The following is an 11,244-nucleotide window of genomic DNA, read 5'->3' as shown; positions in this document are numbered from 1 at the left end:
GTCAGCTCTTCTCGGAGGGTGCGGGGGTCGCGGGTGCGGGGACTGCGGAGGCGGGGACTGCGCAGGCGGGGGACTCGGCGGGGTCGAAGCGCAGGGCGGGGGCGGCGGGCCCGGCGGCCAGCGCCCGGGTCAGTCTCGCGGCGTGCTCACGGAGCCGCTCGTCGCCGTCGCCCGGCGCAGCCTCGGGTCGCCGGCGCTCGAGGGCGATCGTCGCGGGCCGTGCGGACAGCACGAGGGTGCGCTGCCCGAGGCGGACCGCCTCGTCGACGTCGTGCGTGACGAAGACGATCGTCGGGGTGCAGCGGCTCCACTGCCGCAGGAGCACGTCCTGGGCGATCCGGCGGCTGTGCAGGTCGAGGGCGCTGAACGGCTCGTCCAGGAGGACGACGCGCGGGTCGGCCACGAGCGTCCGGGCGATCTGCGCGCGCTGGCGCATGCCTCCGGACAGCTGCTTGGGCAGCAGGTGCGCGGAGTCGGCCATGCCCACGCTCGCCAGCAGCTCGTCCACCCGGGCCCGCCGCTCGGCGCGCCCGACGCCCTGGAGCAGCAGCGGCAGCTCGACGTTGCGGCGCACGGTCCGCCACGGGAGGAGGGCGTCGTCCTGGAAGGCCATCGCCCGGCTCGCGTGCGGTCCGGTGACGACGGTGCCGCCGGCCCGGACGACTCCGCCCGAGGCCGGCTGCAGCCCGGCGAGGACGCGCAGGAGCGTCGACTTGCCGCAGCCGGAGGGACCGAGGACCGTGACGATCTCGCCGGCGCCGACCGAGAAGGAGAGGTCCGCGAGGACGGGCCGGCCCGCCAGGGTGACGGTGAGCTCCTCCACCCGGAGCTCCTCGCCGCCGCTCACACGTCACCCCGCGGCAGCCAGGAGGTCGCGCGCCGGCCGAGCCGCTCGACGGCCGCGGAGGTCAGCCAGCCCAGCAGCCCGATCACCGTCATCCCGGCGACGACCGCCGGGTAGTCCACGACGGTGTAGGACTGCCAGGTCCGGTAGCCGATGCCGAACTGCCCCGAGATCATCTCCGCGGAGACGACGCAGACCCAGGCGACGCCGACGCCGACCGAGAGGCCCGCGACGATCCCGGGCAGCGCGCCGGGCAGGACGACCCGGGCCAGCACCTGGAGGCGACCGCCGCCCATCGTGCGCACGGCGTCCTCCCACGACGCGGGCAGGGCGCGGACCGCGTGCCGGGTGCTCACCGCGACCGGGAAGAACGCGGCCGCGAACGTGATCGCCACGATGCCCTGCTCGCTGGTCGGGAAGAGCAGGATCGCGATCGGCACCAGCGCGATGGCCGGAACAGGGCGGGTGATCGCCACGAGGGTGCCGATGCTGGCGTCGGCGAAGCCGCTCCGGGCGAGCGCGACGCCGACGACCGTGCCGAGGACGCCGGCGAGGACGACGCCGGCGCCGATCCGGCCGAGACTCGCCAGCACGTCCTGGTGGAGCGCGCCGGTCGCGATCTGGGCCTGCAGCGCGGCGAGCACCTCGGTCGGCGGCGGCAGCGTGCCGAAGGACAGCCAGAGCCGCGCACCTCCGGTGGTCAGCAGCTGCCACAGCAGGAGCGCGAGCGCGACGGTGCCCACACGCGTGGCGATCCTCAGGGCCGTGGTCCGGTGCGGTGCCGACGCGGGCGCGGTGACGGACCCGATCGCGGTCCCGGTCGCACTCGCGGTCGCGGTCGCGGTCGCGGTCGCGTCGGCCGTCTCAGAGCGCACGCGCACGGTCCACCGCCTCCCCGTAGGTCAGCGACTCGCCGCCGGGCTCCGCGTCGAGGAACTCCTGCGCCGCGGAGCGCGTGGCGAACGGCAGCAGGCGGTGGCCCGCCTCCGCGCCGGGGACGTGGACCCACTCCGACCGGTCGGCGAACCAGCGCGTGCCCGTGCTGTGGTCGGGCACGTAGGCCGCCCGCGGCGGGAGGGGCGAGGAGGCGAGCGCCGCGAGGAGGCACTCCGGGGTCGCGTGGAACACGGTCTGCTCCTCGCCTGCCGGCCACGCCTCGGACGCGGTCGCGGCGGCCCACTCGGTCACCGGGCAGTCCTCGTCCCGGACGAGCTGGACCGCCGGGTTCTCGAGCGACTCGGCCGCCGCGTCGTATCCGTCGCCCCAGGCGGCGCGGAGGGCGGAGTCGTCCGCGAAGGACCCGGCGTCGAAGTCGACCGGGACGCCCGACGCGTCGAGGTACTCGGCGTCCTCCGCGAGAGCGTCCAGGAGCGGCTGCTTCAGCGTCGGATCGAAGGTGGCGATGCCGTTGGCCCCGTTGTAGAGGTGCACGACCTCGACCGGCAGGCCGGTCTCCTCCGCGACGATCGTCGACGCCCGGAGCGGATCGGCGTGCAGGAAGCCGGTCGCCTCGATCATCGCGGAGAGGAAGGCGTCGACGACCTCCGGCCGCTCCTCGGCGAAGGCGCTGCGCACGACGACTCCGTGGAAGGTGGGCGCGCGGGTGGCGGCGCCGTCGACGAGGAGGCGGGCGCCGCCGTCGTGGACCATCAGCCCGGGCCAGGAGGTGAACTGGGAGACGGCGTCGACGGATCCGGCCGTCAGGGCGGACGCGCCGACGCTCGGCGCCTGGTTCACCCGGGTGACGTCCGACTCGGCGAGGCCGGCGCCGCGCAGGACGCGCGAGAGGAGGCCGTCGCCGGCGGAGCCCGTGCTCGTGGAGATCGAGGCGCCGCGGAGGTCCTCGATGCCGTCGGCGTCGGAGGAGGCGGGGACGACGATCCCGTTCAGGCCGCCGTCGATGCTGTAGGCCGTGACCGCGATCAGCGCGGTCCGCGCCCGCTCGTGCGGCCTCGTCGTCGATGCGTTGACGACGAGGGGGAAGTCGCCCATCGAGCCGAGGTCGACCTTCTCCGCGAGCATCTGCGCGGTGATCGGGGCACCGGTGTCGTAGTCCTGCCAGGTCACGCGGTAGCGCACGCCGCCGCCGCCGAGCTCCTCGAGGGCCTTCTCGAAGAAGCCCCGCTCGCGGAGCAGCGTGCCGGCCGTCACCGTGTTGATGGTCCTGGACTGGTAGCCGATGACGACGTCGACGGTCTCCTCGCCCGGCGCCGTGCAGGCGGTGGCGAGGAGGACGGCGGTGAGGACGGAGGCGGCGCCGAGGGCGCGGCGGACCCGGCGCGGGGAGGGCCGGGCGGTGCGGGCGGTGCGCGTGCGGGCGGTGCGAGCGGTGCGGGTGCGGGCGGTCATCGGGTGCCTCCGTCGGCGTCGGTGGGGTGCGGCCGGAGCTCGACGGCGAGCGTGAGCACGCTCCCGGTGCCGAGGTCCAGGCGGTGGACGCCGCTCGGGAGGGAGCGAAGCCTCGGAACGCAGACCTCGGCGAGGATCGAGCGCGTGCCGAGGACGGTCCGCTTCTGCTCCGAGCGCAGGACCAGCTCGGTCGAGAGGGTCGCGTTCACGATCTGGCAGCAGTCGGCCGGCACGGTGACGACGCGGCCCGGCTCCGTGCAGATCAGGACGACGCCGACGTCCGTGCGGAGCAGGAGCACGCCGTCCCGGTCGCTCTCGCGGTGGGCGCCGGCGCCGTGGTGCAGGAGCGCGCGGTACCAGCGGTGCACGCGGAGGAGGCAGACGCGCTGGCCCGGATCGAGCGCGGTGAGGTCGCGTCCCCAGGCGGGGACTCCCCCGGCGACCATCCGCAGGGCGATGACGCACACCTCGGCGGGCGACGCCGAGCGGGGGAAGGTCTGGTAGTCGTTCAGCCCCGGCATCCCCCGGGCCTGGATGTAGTCCATCCGCACGAGGTTGGTCCGCGACGCGTACGGGGAGTCGCCGCCGCGCACGACCGAGCCGAGCCCGGCGATGGCGGCGGTGGCGTAGTCCTGCTTCATCTCGACGACGACCGGCCGCGGCTGCGCCTCGGTGATCGCCGCGCACTCGGCGAGGACGCGGTGCAGTCCGACGATCGTCGAGCCGAGGTCGTGCGCGTGCTCGGGGGACTCGCACTCCTCGGACGGCAGCCAGTTGAAGAGGTCGTACTTGACGCCGTCGAACGGGTGGCGCCGGAAGAGGTCCCGCACGACGTCGACCATGACCCGCCGGGCGCGCTCGCTGCGGAAGCACAGCGAGTAGAACATCGTCGGGTTCAGGATCGGGGCACCGAGAGCGTCCTGGACGAGGAGGTCGCCGACCCGCCCGAACGCCGCGGAGGCGGGACCGACGGCGTGCGGGGCGCACCAGATGATCACCCGGCTGCCGAGCGCGTGGATCGACTCGATCAGCCACGGCAGGTCCGGGTACTTGACCGGATCGGGGGTCCAGTCGCCGATGTCCATCGGCACGTCGTAGCTCGAGTCCAGTCCGCGGCCGAACCAGCCGTCGTCGATGACGATGTTCGGGATCCCCAGCTCCGCGGCGAGGCGGGCGTTCCGCAGGACGAGCTCCTGCGTGACGTGCTCGGAGCTCCAGTCGACCCAGGTGCACCAGTAGGGCTCGAGCGCCTCGGGGCGGGTGGAGTAGCGCACGTCCAGGGCCAGCCGCTCGCAGGCGGAGAACCGCCGCAGCACCGAGCGCCAGTCGGCGTGCTGCGACGCGGGGAGGACGGCGATCCAGAACCGGTGCACGGCCTCGCCGTCGTCGCCGGCCTCCGCGGTGTCGGCGAGGTGGAGCAGCGTGAACTCCACCCGCAGCCGGCGGAAGTGCACGTTCAGCGCCCGGTTCGAGGCGGGCTCGTGCAGGGTGATGTCCATCTCCGTGGGCGCGGCGATCACACCCACGCCGTGGACGCCGCCGCCGAGCCGCTCGAAGACGTAGACCGGCGTCTTCAGCGAGTTCGCGCGCACCTGCAGGTCGCCGCTGAAGCGCCAGGCGGAGATCGGGTGGCTGCTGTTCATGTGCCAGCGGCCGGTGTCCGGGACGACGACGTGGTCGAGGTTGTCGAGGGTCGTCGTGTAGACGACGCTCACGTCGCGCAGCTCGGGGCGGGCGGGGAGGCGGACCTCGAGCAGCTCGTCCGCGGCGCCGGTGAACCGCCAGCCCGTCGGGACGGGAGTGCTGTCCGCGACGACGAGGCGGCCGTCGCCGGTCGCGACCAGCACGGCGCGGAATCCGACGGACGTCCCGTCGACGCGCCGGGCACGGACCTCGACGCTGCCGGCCGCGGTTCGCCGGGCCGTGCTGTCGCTGGATCCCACGGTGCGCTGCTTCCTTCGTCGGCGGTGCCCGGCGGAGTCGGCGGCGCCGCGATGATCCGTGACCGTTCACGGAGCGCAGGGCCGCCTCGTGCCGCGACACGGTGATCCGCGCCGTTGCAGGCATGGTGACGTTAGCATCCGAGCGCGTGCCATGAGTACCCGGGGGATCGGGTAGGGGCGCGGCGGGGCGGGCGCCGGTGTCGGCGGGGCGGTGTCGGCGGGGCGGGCGATCCCGGCCCGGGGTCAGCGCGCGATCGCGACGATGTCGCGGAGGGCCTCGCCGAGGTCGGGGTGGGCGAAGGTGAAGCCGGCCTCCTCGAGGCGGCCGGGGACGATCCAGCGGCTCTTGAGCAGCAGCTCGGACTCCGTGCGCAGGGCGAAGGTCGCCGGCTCGAGGACGAAGCGCGGGGCGGGCAGGCCGATCCGCCGGCCGACCGCGGCGCGCAGGAGGCGGGAGAGCTCGGTGTTGTCGCTGGGGTTCGGCGCGGCGAGGTTCACGGGGCCGTCGAGGGGCTGCTCCTCCAAGCCCTGCTCCTGCAGGCTCTGCTCCTCCAAGAAGCGGATCGAGCGGTACACGTCCTCGACGTGGATCCAGCTGAAGTGCTGGCGGCCGTGGGTGGGGCGGTACTCGTGGTGCACGCCGGCCGCGCGCCGGGCGCGGGTGGCGGGCCAGCGGCCGTCGAACTGCGGGCCGCCGAGGCCGAGCCGGGCGAGCTTCAGCAGGATGCCGGTGGCCGGGCCGTCGCCGAGCACGATCGTCATCCGCAGGGCGAGGCGGCGGACGCCGGGGGTCTCGCCGGCGAAGAAGGCCTCCTCCCAGGCGCGTGCGACGTCGACCGAGAAGCCCTCGCCGAGCACGCCGTCCCGCTCGGTGTTGGCGCGCTCCTCCTCGTGGCGGTAGATCGTCGCCGTGCTCGCGTTCATCCAGACCGGCGGCGGGGTCGCGGCGGCCGCGACGGCGCGGTGCAGCTCCTGCGTGGTGTCGATCCGGGAGCGCAGGATCTCGGCGCGGTTGGCGGCGGTGTAGCGGCAGTCGACGCTCTTGCCCGCGAGGTTGACCAGCAGGCGGGTGCCGTCGAGGGCCCGGGTGATCGCTGCCCTGTCGCCCCAGCGGGCGTCGGGGCCGGAGCGGCCGATCCGGCGGACGGTCCAGCCGTCGGCCTCGAAGCGGCGGGCGAGGTCGGTGCCGAGGAAGCCGCTCGCTCCGGCGAGGACGACGACGGGGCGCGCGGGGTCGGGCATGCGTTCATCGTGCCGCATCGGGGGCGGTCGGGGGTGCGTCGCTGGGGCGTCAGAGCCGGCGGGCCGCCGCCAGCGCGCCGGCGAGGCGCTCCGGGAAGCCGGGCGGGACGTCCTCGGGCAGGGCGTCGACCGGCCACCAGGCCAGGGCGTCGCTCTCGTCGCTGACGGCGAAGGGCTGAGCGGGGTCGGCGATCGCGCCGTAGCCGATGTCCCAGTGCGCGCTGCAGCGGCCGAAGCCGCCCCCGAGGCCGTGCCGGTCGAGGTCGAGCGGGACGGGGCCGAGCAGGGTGAGGGCCGGCAGGCCGCTCTCCTCGCGGGCCTCGCGCTCGGCGGCGGCGGGGACGGAGGCGTCGGCCGACTCGACGTGCCCGCCGAGCTGCACCCAGAAGCGGCCCTTGCGGTGGTAGCAGAGCAGCACGCGGTCGAGCGCGGGCGAGAGCACGAAGCAGCTCGCGGTGACGTGCTCGGGGCCGCCGTCCCGCTCGAGGGCCGCGTCGCCGTGCTCCGCGAGGAAGGCGAGGTACTCGTCCCGGAGCCCGGCGAGCGCCGCGGGCGCCGCCCACTCCGCCAGCACACTGCTCAGCCTGCCTCCACGCGCGTTCTCCACCCGCACGAGCGTAGGCGAGAGCCCCCTCCCGCGAGATGCCACTTGAGTACGCGACACGCCGAGGAAGGCGTACCCAACTGGCATCTCGCGGGGAGGGCCGGGGCGCGCGCGCGGCGGCTGTCCGCGAGATGCCACTTATGAGGGCGACACGCCGAGGCGGAAGCTCATAAGTGGCATCTCGCGGAGACGGCCGGGGGTCCGAGCCCCGGCGGCAGCCCCCGAGATGCCGGTTCGGTACGCGACACGCCGAGGGAGGCGTACCCAAGTGGCATCTCGCGGGGAGGGAGGGTCAGACGGCCAGGCCCGAGAGGCCCTCGCGGTCGACGCGGCGGTGGAAGCGCATGCCGGCGAGGCCGCCGAGGACGGCGCCGATCAGGGAGACGACCAGGGCGGCGAGCACCGTGACGATCGCGGTGACGGTGGCGTCGCCCGCGTCGAGCGGGATCTGCGGGAAGCCGCTGACAGCGGAGAGGATCTGGCTGCCTCCGGTGAGCGCGGAGACGATGCCGACGACGATCGCCACGACGACGGCCCAGGCCCAGACCGCGACGCCCTGCTTGGCGCCGCTGAAGCGGGCCATCCGGCCGGCGACGTAGCCGCCGGAGTAGTAGGCGACGAGGAGGATCACGAGCAGCGCGATCGCGCCGACCCAGCCGAAGGCGGCGGGGTCCGCGGCCAGGTCGGCCGTGACGTCCTGCGTGCCGACGACGGCCGCGCCGATCGCGGTGACCAGGGCGGTGAGGATGACCGCGAGGCCGGTCGCGGCGAGCCAGCCGAAGAAGGCGCAGCCGATCTTGAGGCCGCCGAAGCGGTCCTTCTCGCGCTGGTGGATGTCCTTGCGGGCGGCGGTGCGGGCCTTCGCAGCCTCCGCGGAATCGGGGTCGACGGGGGCGCGGTGCGCGGCGGGCTGGTCGTCGGGGGCGGTGGACGCGGTGGCGCCCGTGGCGGTCGAGGCGGTGCTCGTCGTGTCGAAGCGGGCGGTCGCGTCCCGGTCGCTGCGGGTCGGGTCGCTGCTGTCGGAGCCGGGGCCCCGATCGGTGGGCGTGCTCATGTCGGCCTCCTCGTGCGCCCCGGTGCGGAGCGTCGGCTCAGTCAACTCCCCGGCGGCTCCCGGTGTCTCGGGCTTGACGGCGCGGATCGACGGGCGGGGCGGGTGCCGGCGGGGTCGTCGCCTCCTGCTGATCGAGTAGCCCGCGAAGCGGGCGTATCGAGATCCACCGTGGTCAGCAGGTGGGGTCTGCAGAATCCGACTTCTGATGACGGTCGGTCTCGATACGCCCCTTCGGGGCTACTCGACCGGCATGGGGGCGCTGCGGGGCTACTCGACCAGCATGTTCGCGCACGACCACGCTCGGCGCGGCCGAACGGGCGTCAACCCCGTTCCGCCGCGCGGCGGGAGCGGCTTGCATGGGAAGACCGACCCACGACGAGAGGGAGCATCATGACTCCGGAATCCCCTGAGCAGACCCCGCCCGGTACCGAAGGCCAGTTGACGCCGAAGGCCGACCACGGCGAGACCAGCTACCGCGGCTCCGACCGCCTGCGCGGCAAGGTCGCGCTGGTCACCGGCGCCGACAGCGGCATCGGCAAGGCCGTCGCGATCGCGTTCGCCCGCGAGGGCGCCGACGTCGCGATCTCCTACCTGAACGAGCACGAGGACGCCGAGGACACCGCGAAGTGGGTGCGCGAGGCGGGCCGCGAGGCGCTGCTCCTCCCCGGCGATCTGCAGGACCCGGCGCACTGCCGCTCCGTCGTCGCCGAGACCGTCGAGAAGCTCGGCCACCTCGAGGTGCTCGTCAGCAACGCGGCGTTCCAGATGAGCCGCGAGGAGGTCACCGACATCCCCGACGAGGAGTGGGACCGCACGATCGCGACGAACATCAGCGCCTACTTCCACCTGGTCAAGGCCGCGCTGCCCCACCTGAAGAGCGGCGCCTCGATCATCGCGACGAGCTCGGTGCAGTCGGATCAGCCGTCGTACCAGCTGCTGCCCTACGCGGCGACGAAGGCCGCGATGCTCAGCATGACCGCCTCGCTCGCGCAGGCCCTCGGCGAGAAGGGGATCCGCGCGAACGCGGTCGCCCCCGGCCCGATCTGGACCCCGCTGATCCCGGCGACCATGCCGCCGGAGGCCGTCGCCTCGTTCGGCGAGCAGGTCCCGCTCGGCCGCCCCGGCCAGCCCGCCGAGGTCGCCCACGCCTACGTGCTGCTCGCCTCGGACGACGCCAGCTACATGAGCGGCTCGACGATCGCCGTCACCGGCGGGAAGCCGATCCTCTGAGCACCGCCACGCGGAGCCTCCGGAGCGCCGCTCACCCGCAGGAACGTGCGATAGGTTCCCGCGGGTGAGCGTCCACATCCGCAGCATCGAGACGGCCGTCCCGCCCACGGTCCTGCACCAGCCGGCGCTCCGCGACCTCTTCGCCGCGCAGCCCGCCGTCACCCGCCTCGGCTCGCGGCTGATCGGCGCGGCCTTCAACGCCTCGGGGATCGACACCCGGCACACGGTCGTCGACGAGCTGGACGGCGAGGAGCGCGACGGCGAGAGCACCTTCTACGACGCCCGCTCCGGTCGGCTGCTCGACCCGGGCACGGCCGCGCGCAACGCCGTCTACACGGCCCGCGCTCCGGAGCTCTTCGCGCAGGCGGCCCGGCGCGCGCTCGACGCGGCCGGCTTCGCACCGGACGAGGTCACGCACGTGGTCACCGTCTCCTGCACCGGCTTCTACGCGCCCGGGCCCGACTACCAGCTGGTCCGCGCGCTCGGACTGCGGGTCTCGACGCAGCGCTTCCACCTCGGCTTCATGGGCTGCTACGGCGCCTTCCCCGGGCTCCGCGCCGCCCGCGCGTTCTGCGAGGCGGATCCGTCGGCCGTCGTGCTGGTCGTCGCGGCGGAGCTCTGCAGCATCCACCTGACCAGCTCGAGCGACGCGGAGCAGATCGTCGCCACCTCCGTCTTCGCCGACGGGGCCGCTGCCGCGGTCGTCACCGCCCGCGCGCCGGAGCCGGGCACCGCGGTGCTCGACATCGACGAGCTCGACACGACCCTCACCCCCGAGGGCGAGGACGAGATGGCCTGGACGATCGGCGACCACGGCTTCACGATGCGGCTGAGCACCTACGTGCCGTCCATCATCGGCACGAACATCACCGCCGCGCTCGAGCCGATGCTCGGCCTCGGCGGGGTCGGCGCCGCGGACGTCCAGCGCTGGGCCGTGCACCCCGGCGGCCGGAGCATCCTCGACCGCGTGCAGTCGGCGATCGGCCTCTCGGACGAGCAGATGCGACCCTCGCGCGAGGTGCTGCGGACGGTCGGGAACATGTCGAGCGCGACCGTCCTCTTCATCCTCCGCCGCCTGCTGCACGGCGAGGCGGCGGACGGCGAGCGGATCGGCGCGATGGCGTTCGGGCCGGGGCTGACCGTCGAGATGGCGCTGCTGACCAAGCGCGGCGGGGCGTGAGCGCCCACGCGCCGCTCGTCCCCGACCTCCGGCACCGGGAGACCGACGCGCAGGAGCTGATGGACGACCCGTCCTGCGACCGCGCGCTGCTCGATGCGACCTACGCGCGGTTCGGCACGGTGAACCGGCTCGTCTCCGGCTGGCGGCGGCTCTACCGGACCCGGCTGCGCCCGCTGTTCCGGAGCGAGGAGCCCCTGCGGCTGCTCGACATCGGCTCGGGCGGCGGCGACATCGCGCGCTCGCTCGCCGACTGGGCGCACGCGGACGGGCTGCGGCTCGCGATCACCGCGATCGATCCGGACGAGCGGGCGTTCGCGTTCGCGACGTCGACGCCGGCGCCGGCCGGGCTCGAGTTCCGGCGGGCGAGCAGCGCCGAGCTGGTGGCCGAGGGCGCGCAGTACGACATCGTGACGTCGAACCACCTGCTGCACCACCTGCCGGCCGAGGCTCTCCGCGCGCTGCTCGAGGACAGCGAGCGACTCGCTCCGCGCGCCCTGCACAATGACATCGAGCGCTCGCGGCTGGCGTACACCGCCTACGCGGCGGCGACCCGGCCGATCGCAGCGGGGTCGTTCCTGCACTACGACGGGTCGCTGTCGGTGCGGCGGAGCTACACGGCGCCGGAGCTGCGCGTGCTGGCGCCCGAGGGCTGGCGCGTGGAGCGGGCGGCGCCGTACCGGCTGCTGCTGGCGCGCGGGTAGGGCGCGCTGCGGGCTGCGCTGCTCGGCGACACGCGGCCGGGCTCACGCGCGGGCGGACTGCTGACCGGGGCCGGCGGCTGAGCGGGAGCGGGTCCGG

Annotated in this window: 10 protein-coding genes; 3 read left to right on the top strand and 7 right to left on the bottom strand. The window is 74.6% G+C overall.

What is annotated here, in order from left to right; translation table 11 throughout:
• Position 1 precedes the first annotated feature (1 nt).
• From EDF36_RS07205 to EDF36_RS07175, 7 genes are all read right to left on the bottom strand, one after another.
• The gene (locus tag EDF36_RS07205) at positions 2–823 is read right to left on the bottom strand and encodes an ABC transporter ATP-binding protein (protein WP_221181619.1); all 822 of its coding nucleotides are present in this window, start codon (positions 821–823) and stop codon (positions 2–4) included.
• A 20-nt stretch (positions 824–843) separates the two neighbouring features.
• The gene (locus EDF36_RS07200; RefSeq protein WP_221181618.1) at positions 844–1,719 is read right to left on the bottom strand and encodes an ABC transporter permease; all 876 of its coding nucleotides are present in this window, start codon (positions 1,717–1,719) and stop codon (positions 844–846) included.
• Positions 1,709–3,193 (bottom strand): ABC transporter substrate-binding protein, encoded by a 1,485-nt coding sequence (locus tag EDF36_RS07195; protein ID WP_123732477.1) that lies wholly within the window; start codon positions 3,191–3,193, stop codon positions 1,709–1,711. Before EDF36_RS07195 ends, EDF36_RS07200 begins: the two co-directional genes overlap by 11 nt.
• Positions 3,190–5,136: an alpha-galactosidase gene (locus tag EDF36_RS07190; RefSeq protein ID WP_123732476.1), complete on the bottom strand. Its 1,947-nt coding sequence runs from the start codon at positions 5,134–5,136 to the stop codon at positions 3,190–3,192. Before EDF36_RS07190 ends, EDF36_RS07195 begins: the two co-directional genes overlap by 4 nt.
• Positions 5,137–5,379: 243 nt before the next feature.
• Complete coding sequence (locus EDF36_RS07185) at positions 5,380–6,378, bottom strand: epimerase (RefSeq protein WP_123732475.1); 999 nt, start codon at positions 6,376–6,378, stop codon at positions 5,380–5,382.
• Positions 6,379–6,427: 49 nt separating this feature from the next.
• Positions 6,428–6,985: an NUDIX hydrolase gene (locus tag EDF36_RS07180; protein ID WP_260300568.1), complete on the bottom strand. Its 558-nt coding sequence runs from the start codon at positions 6,983–6,985 to the stop codon at positions 6,428–6,430.
• A 289-nt stretch (positions 6,986–7,274) separates the two neighbouring features.
• Positions 7,275–8,036: a hypothetical protein gene (locus EDF36_RS07175; protein ID WP_123732473.1), complete on the bottom strand. Its 762-nt coding sequence runs from the start codon at positions 8,034–8,036 to the stop codon at positions 7,275–7,277.
• Positions 8,037–8,426: 390 nt separating this feature from the next.
• Between EDF36_RS07175 and EDF36_RS07170 the strand changes: the two genes are divergently transcribed.
• The 3 genes from EDF36_RS07170 (at position 8,427) to EDF36_RS07160 (ending at position 11,147) form a co-directional block, all read left to right on the top strand.
• Positions 8,427–9,266 carry an SDR family oxidoreductase gene (locus EDF36_RS07170; protein WP_123732472.1) on the top strand — a complete coding sequence of 280 codons (840 nt, stop codon included), beginning with the start codon at positions 8,427–8,429 and terminating at the stop codon, positions 9,264–9,266.
• 64 nt (positions 9,267–9,330) lie between these two features.
• Positions 9,331–10,446 carry a type III polyketide synthase gene (locus tag EDF36_RS07165; RefSeq protein WP_123732471.1) on the top strand — a complete coding sequence of 372 codons (1,116 nt, stop codon included), beginning with the start codon at positions 9,331–9,333 and terminating at the stop codon, positions 10,444–10,446.
• Complete coding sequence (locus EDF36_RS07160; protein WP_243732965.1) at positions 10,443–11,147, top strand: methyltransferase domain-containing protein; 705 nt, start codon at positions 10,443–10,445, stop codon at positions 11,145–11,147. The genes EDF36_RS07165 and EDF36_RS07160 overlap by 4 nt, the downstream gene beginning before the upstream one ends.
• Positions 11,148–11,244: the final 97 nt, after the last annotated feature.

Origin of the sequence: Rathayibacter sp. PhB152 (assembly GCF_003751395.1) — a bacterium.
GTDB lineage: Bacteria > Actinomycetota > Actinomycetes > Actinomycetales > Microbacteriaceae > Rathayibacter > Rathayibacter festucae.
The sequence above is the reverse complement of the archived record's forward strand: the minus strand, read 5'-3'. Positions and strand labels throughout refer to the sequence as shown.